At 60.8% G+C, this 26125-nt stretch carries 18 protein-coding genes; 14 read left to right on the forward strand and 4 right to left on the reverse strand.

The features are described 5' to 3' along the window. Nucleotides 1-2: 2 nt before the first annotated feature. The 9 genes from IPK17_RS33160 to IPK17_RS33200 all read left to right on the forward strand — a co-directional run bounded on the left by IPK17_RS33160 (nucleotide 3) and on the right by IPK17_RS33200 (nucleotide 10227). The gene (locus IPK17_RS33160) at nucleotides 3-1592 is read left to right on the forward strand and encodes an MFS transporter (protein ID WP_343422004.1); all 1590 of its coding nucleotides are present in this window, start codon (nucleotides 3-5) and stop codon (nucleotides 1590-1592) included. Nucleotides 1593-1746: 154 nt separating this feature from the next. After that, nucleotides 1747-4746, forward strand: coding sequence for a GMC family oxidoreductase N-terminal domain-containing protein (locus IPK17_RS33165; protein ID WP_343422005.1), 3000 nt, complete (start codon nucleotides 1747-1749; stop codon nucleotides 4744-4746). Between the two features lie 24 nt (nucleotides 4747-4770). Beyond that, nucleotides 4771-5787 (forward strand): Gfo/Idh/MocA family protein, encoded by a 1017-nt coding sequence (locus tag IPK17_RS33170; protein WP_343422006.1) that lies wholly within the window; start codon nucleotides 4771-4773, stop codon nucleotides 5785-5787. Nucleotides 5788-5965: 178 nt separating this feature from the next. After that, nucleotides 5966-6523, forward strand: a complete 558-nt coding sequence (locus IPK17_RS33175) for a hypothetical protein (protein ID WP_343422007.1) — start codon at nucleotides 5966-5968, stop codon at nucleotides 6521-6523. 138 nt (nucleotides 6524-6661) lie between these two features. Further along, nucleotides 6662-7300: a glycerol-3-phosphate acyltransferase gene (locus IPK17_RS33180; protein ID WP_343422008.1), complete on the forward strand. Its 639-nt coding sequence runs from the start codon at nucleotides 6662-6664 to the stop codon at nucleotides 7298-7300. Nucleotides 7301-7323: 23 nt separating this feature from the next. Further along, nucleotides 7324-8637 carry an MFS transporter gene (locus tag IPK17_RS33185; protein WP_343422009.1) on the forward strand — a complete coding sequence of 438 codons (1314 nt, stop codon included), beginning with the start codon at nucleotides 7324-7326 and terminating at the stop codon, nucleotides 8635-8637. A 2-nt stretch (nucleotides 8638-8639) separates the two neighbouring features. Beyond that, entirely contained in the window at nucleotides 8640-8957 is a 318-nt protein-coding gene (locus IPK17_RS33190; RefSeq protein WP_343422010.1) for a DUF4258 domain-containing protein, read from the forward strand. Between the two features lie 86 nt (nucleotides 8958-9043). Next, nucleotides 9044-10057 carry a hypothetical protein gene (locus IPK17_RS33195; protein ID WP_343422011.1) on the forward strand — a complete coding sequence of 338 codons (1014 nt, stop codon included), beginning with the start codon at nucleotides 9044-9046 and terminating at the stop codon, nucleotides 10055-10057. Continuing rightward, nucleotides 10024-10227 carry a hypothetical protein gene (locus tag IPK17_RS33200; RefSeq protein WP_343422012.1) on the forward strand — a complete coding sequence of 68 codons (204 nt, stop codon included), beginning with the start codon at nucleotides 10024-10026 and terminating at the stop codon, nucleotides 10225-10227. Before IPK17_RS33195 ends, IPK17_RS33200 begins: the two co-directional genes overlap by 34 nt. A 71-nt stretch (nucleotides 10228-10298) precedes the next feature. On the opposite strand, the gene IPK17_RS33205 is transcribed toward IPK17_RS33200, so the two are convergent. Further along, the gene (locus tag IPK17_RS33205) at nucleotides 10299-12701 is read right to left on the reverse strand and encodes a Gmad2 immunoglobulin-like domain-containing protein (RefSeq protein ID WP_343422013.1); all 2403 of its coding nucleotides are present in this window, start codon (nucleotides 12699-12701) and stop codon (nucleotides 10299-10301) included. Nucleotides 12702-12901: 200 nt separating this feature from the next. Between IPK17_RS33205 and IPK17_RS33210 the strand changes: the two genes are divergently transcribed. The 5 genes from IPK17_RS33210 to IPK17_RS33230 all read left to right on the forward strand — a co-directional run bounded on the left by IPK17_RS33210 (nucleotide 12902) and on the right by IPK17_RS33230 (nucleotide 21642). After that, nucleotides 12902-14584: a response regulator gene (locus IPK17_RS33210; protein WP_343422014.1), complete on the forward strand. Its 1683-nt coding sequence runs from the start codon at nucleotides 12902-12904 to the stop codon at nucleotides 14582-14584. A 135-nt stretch (nucleotides 14585-14719) separates the two neighbouring features. Further along, nucleotides 14720-17245, forward strand: coding sequence for an HAD-IC family P-type ATPase (locus IPK17_RS33215; protein WP_343422015.1), 2526 nt, complete (start codon nucleotides 14720-14722; stop codon nucleotides 17243-17245). Then, a complete protein-coding gene (locus tag IPK17_RS33220; RefSeq protein ID WP_343422016.1) occupies nucleotides 17242-17583 on the forward strand; it encodes an NIPSNAP family protein in 342 nt (113 codons plus the stop codon). Before IPK17_RS33215 ends, IPK17_RS33220 begins: the two co-directional genes overlap by 4 nt. A 436-nt stretch (nucleotides 17584-18019) precedes the next feature. Further along, nucleotides 18020-20809: a cation-translocating P-type ATPase gene (locus IPK17_RS33225; RefSeq protein WP_343422017.1), complete on the forward strand. Its 2790-nt coding sequence runs from the start codon at nucleotides 18020-18022 to the stop codon at nucleotides 20807-20809. 479 nt (nucleotides 20810-21288) lie between these two features. Then, entirely contained in the window at nucleotides 21289-21642 is a 354-nt protein-coding gene (locus tag IPK17_RS33230; protein WP_343422018.1) for a TFIIB-type zinc ribbon-containing protein, read from the forward strand. A 390-nt stretch (nucleotides 21643-22032) separates the two neighbouring features. On the opposite strand, the gene IPK17_RS33235 is transcribed toward IPK17_RS33230, so the two are convergent. From IPK17_RS33235 to IPK17_RS33245, 3 genes are all read right to left on the reverse strand, one after another. Continuing rightward, nucleotides 22033-22158, reverse strand: coding sequence for a hypothetical protein (locus tag IPK17_RS33235; protein ID WP_343422019.1), 126 nt, complete (start codon nucleotides 22156-22158; stop codon nucleotides 22033-22035). Nucleotides 22159-22273: 115 nt separating this feature from the next. Next, entirely contained in the window at nucleotides 22274-24091 is a 1818-nt protein-coding gene (locus IPK17_RS33240) for an ABC transporter ATP-binding protein (protein WP_343422020.1), read from the reverse strand. Then, nucleotides 24084-25883 (reverse strand): ABC transporter ATP-binding protein, encoded by a 1800-nt coding sequence (locus IPK17_RS33245; RefSeq protein WP_343422021.1) that lies wholly within the window; start codon nucleotides 25881-25883, stop codon nucleotides 24084-24086. The genes IPK17_RS33240 and IPK17_RS33245 overlap by 8 nt, the downstream gene beginning before the upstream one ends. Nucleotides 25884-26125: the final 242 nt, after the last annotated feature.

The raw sequence follows: 26125 nt of genomic DNA on the forward strand, positions 1-26125 counted from the left end.
TTTTGGCCAACTCGTATGTGACGATTCCCACCGATTCGCCCTACTTCGAGCGGCGGTGGCGCGGCTTAGTGTTCGTCGGCATTTCGGTCATCGTCATCAGCCTCGATAACACTATCGTCAATGTCGCCCTGCCGTCCATCGCGCGGGAGCTCAACGCCAGCACCACCGACCTCCAGTGGATGGTCGATGGCTACGTGCTGGTCTTCGCCGCGCTGCTGCTCACCATGGGCACGCTCGGCGACCGCATTGGGCGCAAGCGCGCGCTGCAAACCGGGCTGGTGCTGTTTGGGATCGGGTCACTGGCGGCGGCGGTCGCGCCCAACATCGGCGTGCTGACCGGGGCGCGCGCCTTCCTCGGTCTCGCGGGCGCGTTGATGCTCCCGGCCACGCTCTCCACCATCAGCGCCACCTTCCCCCCGGTCGAACGTCCGCAGGCCATCGCGTCGTGGGCGTCACTGTTTGGGCTGGGCGTAGGGATCGGTCCGGTGCTCGGCGGCTTCCTCGTGCAGACCTTCGGCTGGCATGCCGTGTTCCTCGTCAACATCCCGGTGATCGCGGTCGCCGTCATCGGCGGGCAAATCTATCTCGGCGAAACCAAAGAACCCAACGCGCCGCCGCCGGATCTCGTCGGCTCGGTGCTGTCGATCATCGGTCTCATCGCGCTGGTGTACGGCATCATCGAGGCGGGCGTCGTGGGCTGGGGGCAACCGAATGTGCTGCTCGCGTTGGTCGCGGCTGTCATCATCCTCGCGTTGTTCGCCGTGTGGGAGGCGCGCATCCCTAACCCGATGCTGCCGCTCCACTTCTTCCGCAACCCGGCGTTCACGGGCGCCAACGTCACGCTCACGTTGCTCACCTTCGGGCTGTTCGGCGCGGTCTTCTTCATTCCGCAGTTTCTGCAGTCGGTGATCGGCTACCCGGCGTTCCTCGCGGGCATCATGATCGTGCCGCTGGCCGCCTCGCTGACCTTCACGTCCAACCGGTCGGCGCGCGTCTCCAGCCGCCTCGGCACGAAGCGGACGGTGGTGCTCGGCATCTGCATCGGCGCGACCTCCTTCCTCTTTCAGTCGCTCGTGTACACCATCAATACGACCTATTTCCCGTGGGTGTTGATCGCGCAGATCTTTCAGGCGGGTGGCATCGGTTTGGCGATCAGCCCCGCCACGACCGCCATCATGAGTTCGATCCCGGTCACGAAAGCGGGCGTCGGCAGCGCCATGAATGACACCACGCGTCAGCTCGGCGGCGCGCTGGGGATCGCTGTGCTGGGGGCGGTCGCCACGACAATTTATCTCAACGGGGTCGCGCCGTTGCAAAGCAGCCTGACGCCCGAAGCGTTCGCGGAAGTCTCGGCGGGCTTGCAGACGGCTATCAGCCCGCACACCCTCGCGCTGCTCGACCCCGCGCTCGCGGATCAGGTGGTGCTGACGGCCAAGCTCGCTTTTATGGAGGGCATGACGCGCGCCTTCTTCGTCGCCTCACTGGTGATGTACGCCTCGGCGGCGTTCGCCTGGTTCGTGCTGCCAGACGTGATCAAGCGCGCGCAGCCGCATGGCGTCCCCGAAGCGCCGTCCACCGAACCCACCGCGTAAAACCTGATTACCCGGCCTCCGTAGGGGCGCACGGCCGTGCGCCCCTACAATCAACCACCGTGAACAACCCCATTTCCCATCTGCCGCAGATCGGCGTATAGTGGATCACACCATCAACGCCCAACTCGATATGCAGTCGGAATGGAGGTTAGCCATGAACCCGTCCCATCCGTTGACCCCGCCCGAGGAGCGTCTCGCGCGCGTCCTCAATGGACTGGCGGGGGGCCTCGTGCTTCTCGCTCTCGTGACGTTCGCCGCCGCCTATCTCAGTGTTCCCGGCAGCGCGCTCTACAATGCGCCGCCGTTCTGGGTGTCGAACAGCCTCGCCGGACTGCTGCTGGTCGCCTTTTTGGCGTGGCTCGCCGCCGGGGATGTCCGCCGCTTCCGCCCACTGATCATCATCGTGATTCTGTCACTGCTGGTCGGCGCGGTCGCGCTCTTCCTCACGCCGATCAACCTGCCCATATCGATCCAGTTTGTAAACCCACTTTACTTACCTTTGATCTTCATCCTCGCATCTGTATATATTGGCATTTGCCTATATAACGCCCCCCTCACGGCACCCGATTGGACGCCGTGGATTCCCGCCGTGCCACCCACGCCCGCCGAGAACACCGTGCGGATCGTGCTCGGTGTATTTGGTGTCGCTTCCCTCGGCGCGGCGCTGTTGAGTATCGCGCTTCCCTTCCTCGATCCAGCGTCATCACTGGTCATCAGCCCGTTGTTCCTCTCCGGTTCGACGGTCAAGCTGGCGGCGCTCGGCCTATGTGCGCTGCCCATCGCCTACGATCCGCGCCGCTACACGCAGCACATCCCCATGATCACGGCGCTGATCGTCGGGAACGCTGCCTCGTTCGTCGTGATCAGCCTGCTCGTGCTGTTCGGCCTGACGCCGTTCTCTCCGCTGCCGATCACCATCGCCGGGTTGACGCTTTCACCGCTGGCCAGCATGGGCGGCGCGCTCTTGCTGGATGGTGTGGTCGTCGCGGGTTTGCTGTACCTCAACCGGATGATCAACCAGGCGCTGCTAGCCGACCTCAAATTCCTCAGCCCGTCCGAGTTTCGCGCACTGGAAGCGACCGTCGAAACGCTGATCGCCGGGGAGACCGCTGAACGCCTCGCGCCGGAGCAGGTGGTGCTGCGGACGGATGGCTATCTCGGCTCGTTCCAGTCGAGCCGCCTCAATCTGGCGAAAATGGCGGCCATCGGTCTCGGCCTCTTCCCGCTGATCTGGCTCAAGCCGCCGATCAACTATATGCATCCAGCGGCGCGGCAGGCGTTCATCAATGGGCGCTTCAAAGAGGATGTGCTCAACCCCAGTCCGCTCTATCGCTTTTTGAACAGCGTTGTGTTGGCCGTCAACAAGCTGATTCTGCGCGTGCAGGGTCGGCGGGCGGAAGAACTGGGCGCGGCGCTCAGCTTCACGGGCCTGATCGAGGCGATGCTGCGCTTCAATATGCAGCTGACCTACCTCGGCTACTACAGCCATCCGGCAGTCTGGCCGCGCGGCGACGATGGCAGCGGCATCGGCTATGTGCCGTTCTCGCAGCGCCCGAAAGACTTCGACGTGAAGCCGCGCCGCCCGCATCCGCCGCTGGATGTGACCACGCCCGCCGTTATGGAGCAGGCGAACGTCGAGACGATCACCGATGCGGACGTGGTGATCATCGGGTCGGGGGCGGCGGGCGCGATTCTCGCCGAACAACTGCTCGAACGGGGGCGGCGCGTGCTGATGATCGAGAAGGGGCGTTACGTCCACCCGGACGACTTCAGCGAGGACGAAGTCGATATGATCAGCCGCCTGTATGGGGACGGCGCGCTGCAAATCTCGCAGGCGCTGCGCTTCACCATTCTGCAGGGGAGCTGCGTCGGTGGGACGACGGTCGTCAACAATGCCGTGTGCTTCGATACGCCCGACCGCGTGCTCGAAAAGTGGAACGGGCGGCAGAACGTGATCAATGTGCCCCGCTTCCGCCAGTCGCAGCAGGCGGTGCGTGACCGCATGCGCATTCGTCCGGTGGCGGCGGGTACGCGCCAACCGCTTGACGGCGTGCTCAATCACGGCGATGGGGTCGTCACCCGCGGCATCAACAACTATTTCAAGAGTAACGGTTATCACTACGACGTTGTGCAAGCGAATATTGTCGATTGTTTAGGCTGCGGCTACTGCAACATCGGCTGTAAGTACGGGCGCAAGCTCTCCATGCTCGACGAAGTGCTGCCGAGCGCGCAGGCGAAATATGGCAAGGACTGCTTCCAGATTTTCTCGGAGAGTGAAGCCTCTAAGCTGGTCGAGGAGAACGGCACGGTGACCGAGGTGCACGTCACGGTGCGCGGCGGGCGCAAGCTGGTGATCAAACACCCCAAGACGGTGATCGTCAGCGCGGGGACGATTGCGTCAAGCTGGCTGCTGATGCAGAGCGGCATCGGCAAGGCGCAGAAGCTGCCCGTGGGGCAGGGCTTGAGCTTCAACATGGGCAGTCCGCTGCACGCGCGCTTCGATCAACCGCTCAATGCCTACGACGGGCTGCAAATCTCGCATTACCTCGCCATCGACGAGCATCCCGGCTTCGTCTACGAGACGTGGTATAACCCGCCCGTCGCGCAGGCGCTGGCCATGCCCGGTTGGCTGGATACGCACTTCCAGAACATGCAGCACTATGACCGCATGGCGGCGGTCGGCGTGCTGGTCGGCACGGAGTCGAACGCGCGCATCATGCCCGCGCTGGTCTCCGGCGGGCCAGACGTGGTTTTTCAGCCAACACAAGGCGATCTCAAGAAACTGCTCGACGCGCTGGTCATCCTCGGCGACATCTTCTTCGCGGGGGGCGCGCAGGAGGTCTACGCCTCGACGCGCACGTATCAGACCTACAAGAACGGCGCGGCGGTTTTCAGCGCGCAGAGCGAAATCGACAAGCTGCGCCAGCTCGTCCAGCGCGACGAAGATATTCTGCTCGGCACGGGACATCCGCAGGGCGGCAACGCCATCGGCGCATCCCCAACAGACAGCGTGATAGGTGAGGATTTTCGTGTGCATGGGTACAATAATCTGTATGTTTGCGACGCGAGCGTTTTCCCAACGTCGACCACCGTCAACCCGCAGCTCACGGTGATGACCATGGCACACTACGCCGCAGACCTCATCGCTCAATAAACTTACACAAGGATGTACAACACCATGAAGGTGATCCAGGTTGGGATCGGCAATATGGGGAATACCTGGCTGAATGCCGTTCTCAAGTCGACCGAAGTTGAGTTTGCTGGGTTTGTCGAAATCAATGACGCGATTGCGGAAGAGCAGGCGGGCAAATACAACCTCGACCGCTCGCTGATCTTCAAGACGCTGGAAGACGCCATTGCGAACGTCAAAGCGGACGCGGTGATCGACGTGACGCCGCCGCGCTTTCACATGCCGATGGCGGTCACGGCGATGAATGCGGGCTTGCATGTGCTGACCGAAAAACCGTTCTCCGACACGATGGAAGCGGCGCAGGCGATTGTGCGCAAGGCGCAGGAAACCGGGTTAGTGCAGATGGTGGCGCAGAACCGCCGCTACTTCCCGTCCGTGCAGACGGTGCGTCGCATTCTGCAATCCGGCGAGATGGGGCGGGTCACGGCGGTGACGGTCGAGCACTACCGCCACATGACCTTTTCGAACAACTTCCGCCTGCACATGCAGTACCCGCTGATCGTCGACATGGCGATTCACCATTTCGACATGATGCGCTGCATCCTCGGCTGCAACCCGCTGACCGTGTACGGGCGCTCGTGGAATCCGCCGTGGAGCCGCTTCGACTTTGATGCGTCGGCGTCCGTGCTGTTCGAGTTCGAGAACAAGGCGATTGTGAGCTACAACGGCTCGTGGGAATCGCAGGGCGGCGACACGTCGTATAACGGCAACTGGCGCTTTGACTGCGAGAAGGGCGTGCTGTGGATGCGCGATAATCAGGTCTATCGCGGCTACCCGGAAGCGTGGAACAAAGACATGGACGCGCCGCAGGAACCGCAGGACATGGACTATCTGCCGTACGCACATCAGGCGTATTTGCTGCACGAATTCTACGAAGCGGTGACGACGGGCAAGCCGCCGATCACGACGGGCGCGGACAACCTGTATTCGCTCGGCATGGTCTTCGACACGATCAAGTCGTTCGAGACGGGCTCGGTGGTGCGCTGCGGCGTGCCAGAAGTGTAATCGGACTCAATCCATAGAACGAGTGTGGATCTGGCAGTGAAAGGACGGGGCATGCCTCGTCCTTTTTGGTGATTAGTGGAAGTAGCTTCCTGACGCGCCCTTCACCGTCGATTCATGTGCAATTCATATTGATTGTGTTAAAATAACAAAATCTATTTCAGGATAAAGGCGAAGTAGAATGCGCAGAGCGTGGGTGGTTCTAGTGGCGGCGCTGTTAGCGGCGTGCAATTTGCAGACCGCATCCGGACCGACCGCCACACCACAAATCATCCCGTCGCCCGTGCTGCCGGAGACGACGATCCCTACGCCCGTGCGCGGCGTCGGCACGCCGACCAGCAGCATTCAGCTCACGCCGAATATAGTGGGGCAGATCACACGCTTGCCCGGTACAGGCGCGACCGCCGTACCCACGTCGAATGCGCAGGCGTTGGGGCAGACGTGCCGCGTTTACCTCGTGTATTCTGGTGTGGATCCGGCCAATGTGATCAGCTTGCGGGCACGACCGAGCGCGGATGCGCCGCTCGTCATCCGCATTCCCAACAACGCGCGCGTGTTCCTTGTGCCTAACGGGCAGGAAGTCGAGACCGAGGGCTATCACTGGCTGAACATTATGTATCTCGATGCGGGGCAGAATCGCTATCAGGGCTGGGCGGCGCGCGATTCGTTCATTCAGGGGGGCGTGCGCGATGCGTCGATTGCCACTTTGAGGGAAACTGGTGAACAATCACCGTGCTGACTGCTTTCAGTTTCGCCGATTTTTCACACTTTCCTGACGATTTCTTAAAATTCGAGAACCTAAACGCGCACAACAGTGTTCTTACTTTACGATACCGCTTGCAGGCATTTACCATTTTCAGAGGGATCATCACGAGTGATGAACGATAACACCTTGCAAATCATTCTCATTGTCGCCATCAGCTATCTGCTCGGATCACTCCCGACCGCGTATATCATCACGCGGATTAATGGTAAAAACATCTTTGAAGTTGGCAGCGGCAATATGGGCGGCACCAACGTCATCCGCGCGCTCGGCATCTGGTGGGGTCTGCTCGTCATCGCCGTCGATACCAGCAAGGGCGGTATTGCCATTGTGTTAGCGCGGCTGATCATGCCGCAGAACGAAATCCTCGCCACAGTTATCGCGGGGTTGGTCTCCATCGTCGGGCACAATTGGTCGCTGTTCGCGTGGATCATCACGGGTATCCTGCGCGGCGGCAAGGGTGCAGCGACCGCCTTTGGCACGCTGCTGTTCATCATGCCGTTTCAGGTGATCGCGGGCTTCCTCGGCATCATCGGCTTAATCCTGCTGCTGACGCGCTATATGTCGCTTGCTGTGCTGATCGCCTTCAGTGTGGCGACCGTGTGGGTGATGATGCTCATTTACCAGCACCTGCTGCCCCCGGAATACGGCCTGTATGTCGGCTTGATCGTCGTCATGGTGTTTCTCAAGTTTCGCGGTAACATTCAGCGCCTGCTGGACGGCACCGAGCGTCGCTTAGGTGAGCGCGCCTAAAACCCGTTCCGCGCTGCTGGAACATGACGAATAGACTCGATTTCGACCGCGCCGCGCCGATCTTCGTCCTCACGCTGGTGGACGTACTCGGCTTGACGGTGCTTTTGCCGCTGCTGCATCTGTACGCGGCGCGCTTTGGCGCAACTCCCCTGCAAATTGGCTTGGTGCTCGCTTCGTTTCCCCTAACCCAATTGATCGGCGTGCCGCTCATGGGGGCACTGTCGGATCGGTTTGGGCGCAAACCCCTCCTGCTCATCAGTCAAATCACGACCTGCATCGGCTTCATCATGCTCGGCGCGGCGACCTCGCTGGAAATGGTCATCCTCTCGCGCGTGATCGACGGGCTGTTCGGCGCGAATCTGGCGACGGCGCAGGCCGCGCTCAGTGATATCACCACGGACGAAACGCGCGCGCAGGGACTCGGCTTGACAGGTGCGGCCTTTGGCCTCGGTTTCGTCTTCGGCCCGCTGATCTCGATCCTCACGCTGGAAGTCAGCGATAACCTCGCGCTGCCAGCGTTTGTCGCGGCCATCTACTCGCTGATCTCGATCTTCCTCACGCTCTTCATGTTCAAAGAGACGCTCCCGGCGGAGCGGCGCGGCGCGCGCGGACGCACGACCAATGTGTTCGCACTGCTTAAGAGCGGACAGATCAATCTGCTGCTGGTGCTCATGTTCGCGCAGCAGTTCGCCTTTTTTGCCTTCGAAAGCCTGCTCGGCCTGTTCACGCTGAGTCGCCTTGGCCTGCTGGGGCAGGGCACATCGCTGATTTTTATCGTCGTTGGCGTGACACTGGTCTATGCGCAGATCCGGCTGATTGGCCGCTGGACGCGCAAGTATGGCGAACGCCGCGTGGTGCTGATCGCGCTGCTCCTGCTCGCCGCCGGATTGGTGCTCGTCGCGCTCACGCCGGAGCAGCCCCATCCGTTCTATGTGCAGCGCATCGTCGAACGCGCGCTGCTCGTCGATCCGGACGTGACCAGTACCGAAGCAGTGATCGGCGATATCGCCGTGCAGCTCCCGCCGGACGGTCAGAATGGCGTCGGCGGGCTGCTGTGGATGTTCATCGTAATCGTCCCGCTGACCATCGGCGCAGGCATGATTCGCCCGAGCCTCAACAGCCTCATGACCAAGCGTGTCGGCAGCCAGGCTTACGGCGGGATCCTCGGCTTGAGTGCGTCGGCAGTCAGTGCCGCGAATGCCGCCGCGCCCATCGTCGGCGGGCTGATCTTTCAGCAGTACGGAGCGAGCGCGCCGTTTTTGCTCGGCGGGCTGGTCATGGCGGTGCTCAGCGTAATTAGCTTCCTGTTCATTCGACAAGCGCAGACCAAAGGCTAACCATGCAGCGCGAATACCGGCACATTGTCTTCACCAATCACGCCCTTGAACGGCTGAAGCTGCGCCGCATCACCCAGGAGATGGTCGCCAGCGCCATCTATGAACCGGACAGACGTGAGCGTGAAGCCGACGGCGATATCGAGTTCATCAAGACGATTCAGGGGCGCAAAGTGCATGTGATCGCCTTCCGCTTGAACGATGAACAGAAATGGTTGGTCAAATCGACGTGGGTGCGCGGGGAAAGTGATCATCCGCTGCTTGGGCGCCTGTGGGCCTTCATCCGAAAGTTGTTGAAAGGTGGCTCACGCCAGCGTCGCTAGGCGTTCATTTCAAATAACATTTCATTTTAGGGCTCTGTAAGGTTAACCGTCCGAAGATAGACAGGGTACGCAAAAGGACGGGGACCATGCGTAAGCTGGTAAGAACGTTTTTTCAGTTCGTGACTGCGGTGACGCTGGTCAGCTTCATTGTGTACAGCGTCCTGCAAGGCGCGCCACCCCGCATCCCGACTGAAGAACAGCTTCCCACGCCGCCCCAACCCCTCCCCAAACCAACCGATCTCGACGCAGTGCTGCGTAACTATGAAGAACTTGTGGATCGTGGGGGAAACCTGCCCGGGATTCTCGGCAACTGGCGACCACCAGCCAGCGCATCAATTGAACTACCCAGCCTGACACCTACGCCCACGGCGATCAACGCCGTGACGATCTTGCCCAATCTACTGCGGTTAAGTACGTTGACGCCGCTCCCATTGGCGACGTCGACGCCTCGGGCGCTAACCGGGCAGCCGCCCGACGCAGCGACGCGGCCACCGGATACACCTGTTCCCTCAGCGCCGAATCAACAAGAGCCGCCGCCGACCAGCGCACCGAACACGTTAATTCTGGCGACCAACACTTCTGTCCCACCCAGCGACACCGCACCAGCACTCACGAACACCCTCGTCCCATCCACCAACACACCGGTACCGCCAACGAACACGCTGCTGCCGCCGACCAGCACGCCGATTCCACCAACGGAAACGCCACGTCGACCCACGCGCACGCCGCGTCGCCCGACCGAGACATCGGTGCCGCCAACGAACACGCTGCTGCCGCCGACCAGCACGCCGATTCCAGCGACGGAAACGCCACACCGACCCACGCGCACACCGCGTCGCCCGACCGAGACATCGGTGCCGCCAACGAACACGCTGCTGCCACCGACCAGCACGCCGATTCCAGCGACGAACACGCTGCTGCCGCCGACGAGCACGCCGATTCCACCAACGGAAACGCCACACCGACCCACGCGCACGCCGCGTCGCCCGACCGAGACATCGGTGCCGCCCGAACACGCCTGTCCAACCACGAACACGCTGTCCCACCAACATCTATGCCGCCCACCGTGGAACCGCCCACACCGCTTCCACCAACGTTAGTTCCGCCGACGCCCGAACCCCCGACTCCGGTGCCGCCGACCGTCGAACCGCCGCAGCCCACGGAGACGCCCACCGAAGCGAACAATGGGAATGGTGGTGGGAACGGCAATGGTGGTGGCCATGGCAACCGCGGAGGGAATGGGAACGGACGTGGCAACGGCGGTGGCTGAGGTTTGAACCAGACAGCAAACGGGCGATCCAACTGGATCGCCCGTTGTGATTTAGGGAACGGGTGCTTCGATCAGCCGCCGCCCGCTTCAGCATAAGTGAGCTGGACCGAGTCCGAGGACAGGATGCTGCCATCGAAGGACGAGGTGGTGAAGGCGTTCACGCGCAGGCGCGTGCCGGGTTGCAGGTTCTGCAGTTCGAGGATCACATCCCACGTGCCGTAGGCGGCCCCATCAACTGGGTTGATCGGGCGCGGTTCTTCGATCAGGATGTTGCCCACTTCGTCGAAGACTTGCACGGTGACTGCCTCACCAGAGTTCAGATCGGCGCGTCCGGCGATCAACAGCGCGTTATCCGCGGAGATGAGCGTGCCGGGCAGCGGCGTAGTGATTTGCACGAAGTTCGTCGCGTCTGACGGATCGCCGAAGGTGACGTAGCGCCGCGCCGCCGTGATGACGCTGCCATCCTGCGCCGACGTGGCGAACGCGTAGATCGAGCCGCGGGTGCCAGCGGCGGCGTTCACATCCAGCGTGAGCTGCCATTGACCTTCGCCACCCGTGCCCGCGTTCGGGCTGTCGACGGTGGTGACTGCTTCGGCCAGCACGCCGCCCTGATCATCCAGCAGGCGCACGAGCACCGTGCCTTCAAATAGGCGCGCGCCATAGCCGGTGATCGTCACGGGTTCATCCAGCGGCACAATCGCATACGGCAGCGGATCGATGATGGTGACGAACGGATTGGCGTTGGATTCGCCGACGACCACGTTGACCGCATCCGCGCCAGCGACGACGCCCGTCAGCGGATCGGTGACATAGGCGTAGATGGTCGCGCGTGTGCCTGTGGGCACGTCAAAGGGCAGCGCGAACTGCCACGACGATTCGCTCTCGCTGATCGGCGTGAGACTGCCGGAGGCTTCGCCCAGTACATTGCTTTCCGCATCCAGCGCGCGCAGGACGAGCGTGCCGTCGGTGAGACCGACCACGCGCCCATTGACGACGGGGTTGGCGAGCACAAACGTCTGGTTGTCCACGGGCGTGTTGATGATGACCTCGATGGCGCCTTCGATGGCTTCACCTGTGGGCCGCGGCGTCGGTTCGACGCTGGACGCGCCACCATACGTCACCTGAATCAGCTCGTCGGCGACGATGGCGCCATTCGCCGGAGACACAGCGTAAGCGTAGATTGAACCGGGCGTGCCGGGGGGCACAGAGATGAACAGCGCAGTCTGCCACGAACTGTCGCCCGCGGCATTGGCGGCGCTGGCGACGGCAACCTGCTGTCCGAGCACCTCGCCCGCCTGATTCAACGCGCGCACGACAATCGAATAACCGGCGATGCCTTTACCCGTCCCGGCGACGTTCACGCGGTCGCTGGTGTCGACCGTTCCGTTGGGCAGCGGCGTCAGAATGCGCAGGTTGGTGGTCGGGTTGGGCGTGGGCGGCGCGGCGGGTTGACGCGGCACGCGGAGCGGCTGCCCGACATAGATGAGGTTGGTGTTGTCGAGGCAGTTGGCCAGCGCCAGTTCGTTGATGTTGCTGCCCACGCGGTTCGCGATGCGGAACAGCGTATCACCCGCCTGCACGGTGTACACAAACCAATCGGTGCGGACGACACACGGACCGCCATAGGTGACGGTGACGCGCGCCGAGGCATAGACGAAACCATCGCCGGGGCGGGGCGCGAAGACGTAGATCTTGCCGCGCGTGCCCAGCGGGACGTTCACGGTCAGGTTAGCGATCCAGTTGCCGCTGACATCCGGGATGACGCTGGCTTCGGCGAGCACATCGCTGTTAGCGTTGAGCGCGCGCACCGTCAGACCATTCGCCAGCAGGTTGGTCGAGGTGCCGACGACCGAAACGACGACCCCGGTCGGGAAGATCGACTCGTTCAGCGGCGACAAAATGGTGATCGTGGCGGCGGGCGGCGGCGTCAGCGACGGCGTCTTGGTCATGGTCGGCGTGGGCGTGGTGGTGGCCGTGCCTACCTGCGTTCCGGTCGCGGTCGGCGTCGCGGTGAAGATTTCGGTGGCCGTGGACGTTGGCGTGAAGGTGGCCGTGGGGCTCGGCGTGAACGTCGGTTCCGCGGTCGGCACGGGGAAACCCCACGTGACCGAGACGGTGCTGGACGTCGCCAGCGTCGACAGATCACTGGCCACCAGATACGCGATGATATAGCCGGAGGTTCCCTTGGGGACGGCGGTGAGATCAAGGTCATTGGCGAACCAATTGCCGGAGCCGTCCAGCGCCAGCGACCGCGAGTCGAGCAGTACGCTGCTAAAGAGTTGGACGAGGACGGTGGCACCAACCGGGGCATTGGTGTACGTGCCGCTCACATCGACGAGCAGATTCGTGTCGACGGTGGAACCCCCGGTCGGACTCCCGATGGCAACGGTCGGAGTCTGGGCAAGGGCCGTCATGCTGGAGGCGAGAATGATGACGAGCGTCGTGAGTAGCAGGAAAACGCGGGTTTTGTTCATGGCTGCTCCTGTGTGATAGTACACAATTCTAACTATTATTAGACGACTGTTCTCCCGAGAATGAACCATACAAATTGCCTACGCTGAGGTAGGAAAAAACTAACGATCTTCATTTTTGTCAGAATGCGCTATTTGTGCAAATCTGGTTTAGAATATGTTTGTAGTAGGTTTTACTTCTAGAACCACTAATTTGCACACTTATGCTAAACGTTGCGCCTGATCTCAGCCATTACCGCATCTTGCTCGTCGACGACTCGCAGGAACAGCTGGACATGCTCCGGCGCCTGCTGGAAGTCGAAAGCTGCAGCATTGTCACAGCGCGGAGCCGGGCGGAGGCGCTGGCGCAGTTTCAGCAGAAGCTGTTCCACATCGCCATTGTCGACGTGCGCTTGGAAGAAAACAACCCGCGCAACCGCGATGGCTTGCAGCTCGTGCGTGATATTCACCGCCTTGATCCCGGCGTGGGCATCATCATCATCAGCTTTCATGCGGATTTACAGGATGTGCTGGAACTGATGCAGTCGCTGCCCGTGAAAACCGGGAAATTGGGTCAGCCGCGCAGCATCGCCTCGCGCTACCTGACCAAAACGCCGGATGACCTCAAGAAGCTGCCCGACCTCGTGCAGGATGTGTTTCAGGACGTCGTGCAGATCAATTGGAAGCTGCAGATCAACGACGGAAAGTCGGTGATGAAGGCGGTCACGGGCAATCTCCAGTGCACAACGCTGACGCAGCCGCCGCCCGAGCAGCTCGATGTGGAACTGGCGGAACTGCTCCGTAAGCTGTTCAACGAAGACACGCGGGTGGATCTGCATCCCATTGCGTCGCAGCGTTCCGGCTACAGTAAAGCCCACGTCATTCAAGTGGACAAGTACGCCGATGACGTCAAAGGGGCGACGCAGATCGTCAAGATTGGCGAATACCCGCTGATCGAACGCGAAATCCACTGCTACCATGACTACATTGGCCGCCTGAGCAACGTCAACCGGCATCCGGCAGCGCTGGAACCCTACCGCCGCACGCGCACGCTCGGCGGCATGATCTACACGTTCCTGAATATGAGCGGGCGGGTGGTCGATCTCGCCGAAGCCTATCAACGCGTCGCCAGTCAGGTGCAGATCGATCACCTGTTGACGAACCTGTACACGGACACGCTCTCGATGCAGCGCCTGTACACCAAGCACCTGTATCAGAATGTTGATATGGCGGCGATCTACACACAGCTTCTGCATCTCGACGCCGCGGTGCTGTTCGAACGGCAGGAAGAACTGCTGACGATGGCGGACGCCGTGCGCAAGGGGGCGCGCGCCAAAAAGTTCTATTTCCGCGACGGCACCGGTTTCCTCAACCCGACCGAGTTCGCTTTGACCGAACCGCTGCTCAACGATTACTACGAGACGGTCATGCACGGCGACCTGCACGGGCGCAATGTGCTGGTCGACAAGCGTTGGGATACGTGGCTCATCGATTTTGCCGATATGGGCAAAGGCCCGATCCTGCACGATTATCTGACGATGGAAGGTTGGCTGCTCATCAGCAGCATTGAGGGTGTGCCGCTGGGCAAGCTGTTCGCGTGGTCGAAAGCGCTGTTTGCCACGCGGGATGAAATCTACCCGGAACTGCCGGACGCGCTCAAGTTGGTGACGCCCGTGCGGAAAGCGCATCAGTCGATTATGACGGTGCGCCGCCTCGCCATCGAAGATCGGTTGGGCGACCGGGCGACGGCCTGGCGCGCCTATTTGATCGGCCTGCTGTTTACGTTGCTGCGCCTCATGAAGTCGAAATATCACCCGCCGCAAAAGCGCTTCCACGCGCTCGTGTGCGCGGCGCTGGTCGCGGGACTCCTCTCCACCTCGCCGCGCCGTATCGGCTTGTTTGCGTAAAACCAAATCGGCAATAATCCGTATTGTCTAGAGCACAACTGATCACAGGTGGATAGCGGCGATTAGCCTGAACTTGCCGTTTTGCTGGGCTCCGCTTAACATCCATACACGATACCACGCAGCGAAGGGGGCATCATGGCGGCGGTCAATTCCATACGCGGGTTATCTGAAAGCGAAGTCACGGCGCGGCGCGCCCGGGGGCAGGGGAATAACGTCAAACTGCAAACCGGGCGTAGTTACGTCGATATTCTGCGCCAGAACGTGTTCACATTCATCAATATCGTGCTGTTCAGCATCGGCGCGGTGCTGGTGGCGCTGGGACGCGTCGGCGATGCGGTCGTCAGCGTCGGCTTAATTTTACTCAACGTTGTGATCGGCGTGTATCAGGAAGCTCGGGCGAAACGCCAGCTCGACCAGATCGCGCTGCTCACGCGCCCCAAAGCGGCGGTCATCCGCGACGGCGTCGAAAAGACACTTGATCCGTCTGAACTGGTGATCGGCGACGCGATTGTCGTGCGCGCGGGCGATCAAATTGTCGTCGACGGCAAGGTGCTCGACGGCAAAATCGACGCGGACGAATCGCTGCTCACGGGCGAAAGTGACCTCATCCCTAAGCAGTCCGGCGATCAACTGCTCTCCGGCAGTTTCGCCGTGACCGGGCAGGCGATTTACGAGGCGACGCAGGTCGGCGCGGAGAGCTTCGCCAACAAGCTGACGGCCAGCGCGCGGGCCTTCCGCGTGGTCAAGACGCCGCTCCAGCGCGACGTGGATTTCGTCATCCGCCTGCTGATGGGTATCGCCATGTTCATCGGCTTTCTGCTGCTGATCTCGGTGATCCTGTACTCAATTCCGCTCATTCGCAGTGTGCAGATGGCCTCCGTGATTGCCGGGCTCGTGCCGAACGGGCTGTTCTTCATGGTGATCGTCGCGTATGCAATGGGCGCGCTCCGCATTGTGCAGCGCGGCGCCCTGATCCAGCAGTCGAACTCCGTTGAGTCCCTGTCGAATGTACAGGTGCTGTGCATGGATAAGACGGGCACGCTCACGGCCAACAAGATTAATTTCTATACCGTCCACCCGATCACCTTGCCGGACGATCAACTCCGCGCCACGCTCGGTGATTTCGCACACAGCGCCAGCTCGCAGAACAAAACGGGCGAGGCGATTGCGGCGGCGCTCACCGGCGAGAAGCGCAACGTGGTGGCCGAAGTCGCGTTTTCGTCGGCGCGCAAGTGGAGCGCGCTCGCGTTTGACGATCCGGCCATGCGCGGTGTGTACGTGCTCGGCGCCATCGAGATGATCGCGCCGTCGCTGCGTCCGGGCGACGAATTTTCGGCGCAAGTGCAAGGCTGGTCGAATGAGGGGCTGCGCGTGCTGCTGTTCGCGCACCAACCCGACGGACTGACGCTCTACAACGCGACCGAACAGCCCGCGCTGCCGGACGGCTTGATCCCGCTCGGTTTGATCGCCTTCACCGACGAACTGCGCCCGCAGCTCAAAGAGACGCTGCAAGGCTTTGCGGAAGCGGGCATCCGCTTGAAAGTGATTTCGGGCGACAACCCGTACACCGTTGCGGCGTTGGCCAAGCAAGCGGGCTTCGTCGGCGATTTGCAGGCGGTCTCCGGCACGGAACTGGCCGTGATGACGGATGCCGAATTCGAACAGGCAGCGCACGACGCGACGATCTTCGGGCGTATCACGCCGCAGCAGAAAGAAAAGCTCGTCGATTCACTCATCAAACGCGGCGCGTACGTCGCCATGATCGGCGATGGTGTCAACGATGTGCTCTCGCTCAAGAAGGCGAATCTTGGCATTGCTATGCAAAGCGGGAGCGCGGCCACGCGCGGCGTCGCGGATATGGTGCTGCTCAACGACTCGTTTGGCGCGCTGCCGCCCGCCTTCCTTGAAGGGCAGCGCATCATCAACGGCATGCAGGACATTTTACGTCTGTTCCTCACGCGCGCGCTGTACGTGTCGCTGCTGATTCTGTCGATTGCGGTGGTGGACGCGGGCTTCCCGTATGTGCCCAAGCATGTCTCATTGCTGACGCTGCTCACCGTCGGCGTGCCGACCTTCGCGCTGGCGGCGTGGGCGCGACCGGGGCGTGTCCACGGGCGCTTGCTGCGCTCGGTGACGCATTTTGTGTTTCCAGCGGCGATCAGCATTTTTGTGTTTGCGCTGCTGCTGTACGTCGGCTATTTCATCGCCGCCTTCAACGCGACGCTCAATGTGGAAGTGACGCCGGACGACATCCGCGAGTTCCAGACGTATGCCAATATCGCCTATGACATCGCCACTGTTGACGACTTCCGGTTTGAGTCGGCCAGCATCGTCGCGCGGACGGCGCTGACCACGTTCACGACGCTTGCCGGGCTCATGCTGATCATCTTCGTCGAGCCGCCGCATCCCTTCTTTGTGGGCGGCGATGTGCTGAGTCCCGACAAGCGGCCCACCTATCTGGCGCTTGGATGCTTCCTCGCGTTCATCGTCTTCAACGTGTACGAACCCGCGCGCCGCTTCTTCGAGCTGATCGTGCTCAAACCGACCGACTATCTGATTATCGGGCTGGCCGTTCTCACCTGGGCGCTGATTCTGCGGCAGGCGTGGCGGCACGACTGGTTCGAACGCTTCCTCGGCCTTGGACGGGCATCAAGCACATGACTCGAACTCTAGAAATCCGTTCGTATACCTTGAAAGCGGGAACGCGCGCTGCATTTCACGCGTTGTTTGTTGACCAGTCGCTGCCGATGTTACAACGTTGGCGGGTTGATGTGGTGGCCTATGGCCCATCACTCCACGATGAGGATTCCTACTATCTCATGCGTTCCTACGCGAGTTTGGAAGACCGTCAACAGAGTCAGGATGCTTTTTATGGCAGCGCAGAATGGCGCGAAGGCCCACGAGCAGGCATTATCGCTTTGATTCAGGACATGACCTCCTTTGTCATTGCAGTCGATGACCAGACGCTGGCGGGCTTGCGCGGACACAACACGCTGTAAGAAGCAGTCAGAATACTCCTGAGGTTTCTCGTAGGGACTCGGCGCACGAGCTCCTTACCTATGTATCTCGAAAATCATTACGCAAGTGCCAGAGGTCTGCCCCTACACCAGATTTCAGGCGCTTCACTACAGACAGATAATTTCCCAGACGATGTATCAAGCTCATTGTCCGGCGTTTTGAAAATTGCGCGCGAGGCTTCCGGTATCATTGATCGAGCGTAGAGAGCCTCATGGTTGAGCCTGCTCGTTGAATTTGGGCTGTTCCTACCCGGTAATCCGTTTTACCCCACCATTGATTTCCCCTCACGAACTACTCATCCTCTCCCCCCACTTTCTTGGGGTAAGTAATTTCGCTGATCATGATAATTTAAATCACGACAAACTATTTTATCCCGCTCCCCTGCGAACAGCGCGGACGCGGTTCACCGGAGAGAACATGGCTGTGAAAGCACCGGAAATCCAACAAACGAATACTCAAGGGGCATGGCACACGGTCGATACCGACGCCGTTGTCCGTCGTTTGAATGTAGACCTCGCCAATGGCATCAGCGAACAGGATGCCACCGCCCGTCTCGCGCAGTATGGCGCAAACGAACTCGTCGAGAAGAAACTCAAAAGCCCGTGGGCGATTCTGTGGGAACAGATTACCAATCCGCTCGTGCTGCTCTTGATCTTCGCGGCGGTGATCTCGGCATTCCTCGGCAAAGCCGACAGCGTGATCGCCATCAGTGCGATTGTGGTGCTGAACGCGATCCTCGGCGTCGTGCAGGAATACCGCGCGGAGCAGGCGATGGCCGCGCTCAAGAAAATGTCGGCGCCGCTGGTGCGTGTGCGCCGTGGCGGTCGCGTGAGCGACATTGAGTCGCGCAGCGTGGTTCCCGGTGACCTCGTGCTGCTCGAAGCGGGCAGCATCGTTCCGGCGGATGCGCGCCTCGTGGAAAGCGCCAACCTGCGCGTCGCGGAAGCCGCGCTCACGGGCGAATCGCAGCCCGTCGAGAAAGCGCCCGGCGTGATTGCCGACGAGAAAGCGCCGCTCGGCGACCGCTCGAATATGGTGTACATGGGCACCTCCGTCACCTACGGACGCGGTACGGCGCTGATCGTCGAGACGGGGATGCAGACCGAACTCGGTCGCATCGCCGAACTCATTCAGGGTGTGGAGAGCGAAAAGACGCCTTTGCAGCGGCGGATGGATGAACTGGGCGGCGTGTTGATCCGCGCGGCGCTGATCGTGATGGGCATTGCGGTTGTCGTCGGCTTGATCGCAGGTGACAGCATTCAGGATGTGCTGCTCAACGCCGTGGCGATTGCGGTCGCGGTCGTGCCGGAAGGTCTGCCCGCCGTGGTGACGATTGCGCTGGCGCTCGGTGCGCAGCGCATGCTCCGCCGCCGCGCCTTGATCCGCAAGCTGCCCGCGGTGGAAACGCTCGGCTCGGTCACTACGATCTGCTCGGACAAGACGGGTACGCTCACCGAAAACAAGATGACCGTCACCGTGATGGACGTGGCGGGCAGCCGTGCGAAGATGGACGAGGCTGTCGCGGTGGGCATGGCCCGCCTGATCACCGATGGCAGCGGCAATTCGGCGCACGCCGTGCTGCTGGCTGGTGACGCGCTGTGCAATGACGCGGCGCTCGAACAGGTGCAGCCCGGCGAATGGAAAACGGTTGGTGACCCGACCGAAGGTGCTCTGCTCGTCGCGGCGGCGAACTATGGGCTGGTTAAGCCGCATCTGGAACGTGTCTTCCCTCGCGTGGGTGAAGTGCCGTTCGACTCGGATCGCAAGCGCATGACCACCATCCACACGCTGGAAGCGAATGCGACGCTCAGCGACAGCGAAGGCTATGTGGCGCGACTGCTCAACCTGCGTCCGCTCGACTATGTCGCCTTCACCAAAGGCGCGGTCGATACCATGCTCGATCGCAGCACGCACGTCTGGTATGAGGGCAAGGCGGTGCCGCTGACCGCGGAATGGCGGCGGCGCATCGAAGATGCGACCAACGATCTCGCTCAGAACGGGCTGCGCGTGCTCGGCATGGGCTTCCGTCACCTGACCGAACTGCCCGCGAATATCAACCCGGAGACGGTTGAAATCGACCTGACGTTCGTCGGTATGGTCGGCATCATCGACCCGCCGCGCAAGGAAGTGAAGGATGCCGTAGCGGTCGCCAAGACGGCGGGCATCCGCCCCGTGATGATCACGGGTGACCACCCGCTGACGGCCTACGCGATTGCCCGCGAGTTGGGCATCGCCAAAGAGGGCGATCAGGTGCTCACCGGGCATGACCTCAATCAGATGAGCCAGACCGATCTGGAGAACGTCGTCGAAAACGTGGCGGTGTACGCCCGTGTGTCGCCCGAAAACAAGCTGAACATCGTGCAGGCGCTGCAAACGAAGGGGCATATCGCCGCGATGACGGGCGACGGTGTGAATGATGCACCCGCCCTCAAGAAGAGTGATATCGGCGTGGCGATGGGCATCACCGGGACGGCGGTCAGCAAAGAAGCGTCCGATATGGTGATCCTCGATGACAACTTCGCCACCATCGTGAGCGCCGTTGAAGAAGGCCGCACGATCTATGACAACGTGCGCCGCTTCATCAAGTACCTGCTGGCGAGCAATACAGGCGAACTGATCGTGCTGCTCACCACCCAGTTGATCGCCGGGATGACGCTGCCGCTCACGACATTGCAAATCCTGTGGATGAACCTGATTACTGACGGCATCCCCGCGCTGGCGCTGGGCGTGGAGCAGGCCGAAAAGGGCGGCATGAAGCGCGCCCCGTATGCCCCGAATGAAAGCCTGTTCGGGCGTGGCCTCGGTCGTCATATCGTGATCGTCGGCGCGCTGCTCGGCATCTCCGGCGTGGCGCTTGGCTACTGGGCGTTCGCCAACAACATCACGGCGGCCAATGGCGCGCCCGCGTGGAATACGATGGTCTTCATCTTCCTGACCATCGCGCAGATGGGTCACGCGCTCGCGCTGCGCTCGCACCGCGAATCGATCTTCACGGTTGGGCTGGCGGGCAACCGCCTGCTGATCGGCGCGGTCATCGTGACGATTGTCCTGCAGTTGATCGCCATCTACACGCCGTTCTTCAACAACCTGTTCAATACCAACCCGCTCACCCTCGACCAACTGCTGATCTGCCTGGTGCTGAGCACGGTCGTGTTCTGGGGCGTGGAACTGGAAAAGCTGCTCATGCGGCGCGGCATTCTCAAGTAACTCTGATACCTAAAGCGGCGGCCCACAGCACCGTCCGCTTGACCAAGCAGTCCCCATGTCTCGCCTACGCGGAGATCCTTCATCGAAGCGTAGGCACCTCCAAACCGGGAGAGAGGGAGTTTCCTCTCTCCTCCCTTCCTCACGAGGTTCATGGGGCAGAGACGACCTCACCCCCGACCCCTCTCCGGATGGAGAGAGGAGGCAAGCAGGGAAAGTCGATACAGCGTAGGGACGCGCAACGGCGCGTCCGCCAACTCAACCTCACCCCCAGCCCCTCTCCGAAAAGAGGAGAGGGGAGACAAGCAAAATGAATTTGGTGAGGTATAAATCAGAACATTTGTATCATAGAGTAGGGACGCGATTTGTCGCGTCCGCGGACTTGAAGTGGCGACCTCGGACGCCATGCATGGCGTCCCTACGAAAACAGTTGTGTATCTGGGACGCGGTAGCGTTGCCAATAGAGAGAAGGAAAACACACGATGCAATGCCCGATTGATGGAACCCCGCTGGTGATGGCGGATCGGCAAGGAATCGAAATTGACTACTGCCCGAAGTGCCGCGGCGTGTGGCTCGACCGGGGTGAGCTGGACAAGATCATCGAACGGTCGGCGGGGTATGACGCGCAGGCCGCCGCTGCGCCGACGCAAGGGTTAGCGCCTCGCGCCCCAGCCCCGCTCGGCGAGAAGCCGAAGAACGACCAGTATTACCGCGATCACGACTACGACGATGATGACTATCGCCGTCAGTATCCGCCGAATCAATACCCGCCGGGGCAGTATCCGCCCAAGAAGAAGAAAAACTTCCTCGAAGAGATGTTCGATGTCTTCGACTAGCGGGTAGCCGTTAGCAATTAGCCGTTAGCGGAGGGGCGCAGCAGATGCTGCGCCCTTTACGTTTGCTCCGGGCAGACGAAGAAGGTGTGCACGCCGAGCCTGTAGATTGCAGTCGAAACCAGAAACAAATGCGGTCGAAATCGCGGAAATCAGAGGCTTCCTCAAACAACCAGTTACCCAGGTAGGCGACCCTCTCTTCTTCCGATTTGGCGGTGCTCAAGATGGTCTGTAGTTCTGCACAGCGGTTCGGGTATTGAAGCATGGCGTAATGCAGATTAGTCAGGAAACGGGCAGCCCGTTCATGCTCTTCCGCCGCTTCTGGGAATTTCATCAGATCAAATTCTGAGTTGAGGGGGCGTCGCAGCAGCGCTAGACAGGTCGCTCAAAACATCAGCCTGTGCGTGGGCGCACAGCATCGTCGAGTTCGGCAAAGACTTCGGTTGTCTCGAGTGCGAGATACTTCCGCGCTTCGCGGATTTCGCTGGGTTGGATTTCGCGGAATTTCTGTTTTGGCATAGTTCGGGGCTCTGCTGGAAGACACGCTTCTATTGTAAACAAAAACGCGGCGATCAAGCGATCACCGCGTTTTTAGTTCCCCCTCTCCGCCCGGAGAGGGGGCTAGGAGGTGAGGTTAATCCGCGGCCATCTCCGGCGAGAGTTCGATCTCGCGTTCGCGGCGGAACTGCTGCGTGTACAGGCGGTAGTAATGACCCCGCGCCTTGAGTAGTTCGGCGTGTGAACCCTGTTCGCTCACGCCGCCGTTCTCGATGACGAGGATGCGGTCAGCCTTGCGAATGGTGCTCAGACGGTGGGCGATGATGAAGCTCGTGCGCCCCTGCATCAGCGTTTCCATCCCCTTCTGGATTAGCGCTTCGGTGAGCGTGTCCACGCTGCTCGTCGCTTCGTCCATGATGAAGAGTTCCGGTTTGGCCAGTACCGCGCGCGCCAGACTGATCAACTGCTTCTGCCCGACCGAAAGCAGGTTACCGCCCTCGCCGACTTCTTCGTCGTAGCCCTTCGGCAGCGTCGTGATGAATTCGTGCGCGCCCGCCAGCTTCGCCGCCGCTTCGATCTCTGCGTCGGTGGCGTCCAGGCGGCCGTAGCGCAGGTTCTCGCGGATGGTGCCGCTGAACAGGTGCGGCGTTTGCAGCACCATGCCGATGCGAGACTGGATCGCGTGCTGCGTCATGTCGGTGTAGTCGATGCCGCCGATGCTCAGCGTGCCGCCGCGCGGCTCAAAGAAGCGGCAGATCAGGTTGACCAGTGTCGACTTGCCCGCGCCTGTCGGCCCGACCAGCGCGATGGTTTCACCGCGCTTGATGGTCAGGTTGAAGTCGCGCAGAATCGGCTTGTCGACTTCGTCGTCATAGTAGAACTGCACGTTATTGAACACGATGTCGCCCGCAATCGTGCCGGGGTCCACCGCGTTGGTCTTATCGACAATCGACGGCTGGCTGTCCATTAGGGCGAACGTGCGTTCCGCCGAGGCAATCGCGTGTTGCATCGAGGCGAATACGCGCGCCATGTCGGCCACCGGCCACAGCATGAAGGTCACGTAGCTGATAAAGGCCTGAATGCCGCCGACGGTCATCAACCCGAGGTCGATCTGCATGCCGCCATAGTAGATGATGCCGCCGAGTGCGAACGCGCTCACCAACTGCACCGCGGGCAGGAACATGGCCGACAGCCACGCCGCTTTGAACGATGCCCGGTACATGGTATCCGTCAGCACGCCGAATTCGCGCAGGTTTTCCGCTTCACGTCCCAGCGCCTTGACCACGCGCACGCCCGTGATGTTCTCGTTGAACGCGCCCGTGATCTTCGAGTTCGCCTTGCGCGACTCGCGGTATTCGTCGAGGATGCGCGCCTGGAACCACACGGCGATCACGACCAGCACGGGGATGACCAGCATCACGCCGAGCGCCAACTGCCAGTTGATCGACATCATGAAGAACACGGCGGTGATCATGTTGACAATCGCCCACGTCACGTCGAGCATGCCCCACGTGATCAGGTCGGCGATGCGTTCGGTATCCGAGGTCAGGCGCGACATGATCCAGCCGACGGGCGTCTTGTTGTAGTAGCTGATCGACAGCTTCTGCAGGTGGTCGAACAGGGCGGTGCGCATGTCGTACATCACCTGCCAACCGAGCTTCCCGGTCAGATAAATGAAGATGTAGACCGACGCGGCCTGAATGACCATTAGCACGCCGTAGACCAGCACGATTTCGAGTAGACGTTCCCGGTCGCCGGGGATGATCGCCTCGTCGATGATCAGCTTGCTCAGGTAAGTGAGGATCATGCCGATCACCGACATGGTGCTCACCGCGACGAGAAAGCCCGCCGTCGCTTTCAGGTGCGGGCGGAGCTGACTGACAATGCGGATCAGCACACGCCCGTTGAATTTTGCTTTATAGTCTTCTTCTTCGTAGCCACCAAAATCAGACATTGGCGAGCTCCTTTTCGAGTTCCGACTCGATACGCATTTGCAGATCATAAATCTGCTGGTAGATGCCCGGTTGATTGACGAGCGTGTCGTGCGTGCCGCGCTGCACGATGTGCCCCTTGTCCATCACCAGAATTTGATCGGCGTTCATCACACTCTGAATGCGGTGCGCGATGATGAACGTCGTGCGGTTTTCCATCAGTTCGTCCAGCGCCTGCCGGATGTTCGCTTCCGTCTCCGTGTCCACCGACGACGTGGAGTCGTCGAGGATGAGGATGCGCGGGTTCTTGAGCAGCGTGCGCGCAATCGCCACGCGCTGCTTCTGCCCGCCGGAGAGCGTCACGCCGCGTTCGCCGACGACCGTGTTGTAGTTGTCCGGGAACGACATGATCACGTCATGCACGTCCGCCGCCTTCGCCGCCGCGATCACCTCTGCGTCGTCGACATGCCGCCCGACCCCGTAGGTGATGTTCTCGCGGATCGACCGGGAGAAGAGGAACGGTTCCTGCTCCACAATGCCGATATTCGAGCGCAGGAACTGCCGCGAAATCAGGCTGATCGGCACGCCGTCCAGCGTCACGCGCCCCGCCGTATAATCGTAGAAGCGCGGCAGCAGGTTGACCAGCGTCGTCTTGCCTGACCCGGTCGAGCCGAGCAGGGCAACTGAGCTCCCCGCCTTGACGGTGAACGTAATGTCCTGCAGCACCACCTGACCCGGTTCGTACTGGAAGCCGACGCTTTCGAAGGCGATGTTGCCTTCCAGCGGCTTATCCAGCTTGGACAACCCTTCGGTGATCGGTTCGCGGTCTTCGCGCAGAATTTTCGCCACGCGGTCGTAGCTCACCAGACCTTCCGACATGTTCACGATGATTCGCCCGAGACCGCGGATCGGTTCAATGATCCAGATGATCAGGCCGATGTAAGCGACGTATGTGCCGACCGTGATTGTCCCGTCCATGACCATGATTGCGCCGACCACGTAGCCGGAGAGCTGCTGCAAACCGCTCATCATGTCGGTCAGCGGCCAATAGGTCGCGTGTCCCTGCATGAACTTCACGCCGCGGTCAAAGTGCTCCCGATTTTCCTTCTCAAACTTGGCGCGCTCGTAATCCTGCCGCGCGAATGCCTTGACGACGCGGACGCCCGTCAGGTTTTCCTGCAGCGTCGCGGAGAGCGTGCCTTCCTGCTCTTGCAGGCGTTCGTACGCCTTTGAGATGCGGCGGAAGAAGATGAGCGACACCACGCCGATCACCGGGACGACGATCACCGAGAACAGCGCGAGCTGCCAGTTGAGCGCCAGCAGGGCGGTGAAGTTGATCGTGAACAGCAAGCCGATGCGCCCGAGGCCAATGGCCTGTTCCGAATAGAACCGCTGAATGTGGTTCACATCAGAAGTCACGCGCTGAATCAATTCCCCGGTTGCATTTTGCTGTGAAAGGCGAAAAGTCAGGCGCTGCAAGTGGTCGAACAGGTAGTTGCGCAGACGCAGCACTATCCCTTCGGCTGTTTGCGCCGCCCAACGACCGCTCAAATAGGTGAACACCGCTTCAATGCCTGCCATCGCGATGAAGCTTAAGGCGATCAAGACCAGTGCTCCGAGAATCTGATCGCGCATCAGCACATCATCGACGAGGTAGCGCAAGATGAGGAGGGTCCCCGTCTTGGCAGCCGCCGACAGCGCCTGAGCCAGCATCGCGCCTGCGTACAGACGACGAAAGCCAGCCAGCATCCGCCACAACCCGACGAGCCGGTTGGATGAAACTGTTGCTTTGAGATCGAGTGCTTGGTAATTCAAAAGCTGCGCCTCCTTGTAACTGATCGCGCATGGAGGATTATACACCCACCTTGGGGATGAAAATCAAGGGGTGTTTTGAGGAATTAACGTACCAATTTCGTTATCAATGGGTCATGAGGGTTCAATTCCTGAACCACCTAAACGTTGAGAGTCTCAATTCTACATGTAAATTCGCAGCCTGATCGTGAAGAGGAGGTGAGTTCACAGTTGACAGTTATCAGTTAACAGTCAGAAGAGGCCTT

The sequence above is a fragment of the Candidatus Flexifilum breve genome (assembly GCF_016713355.1).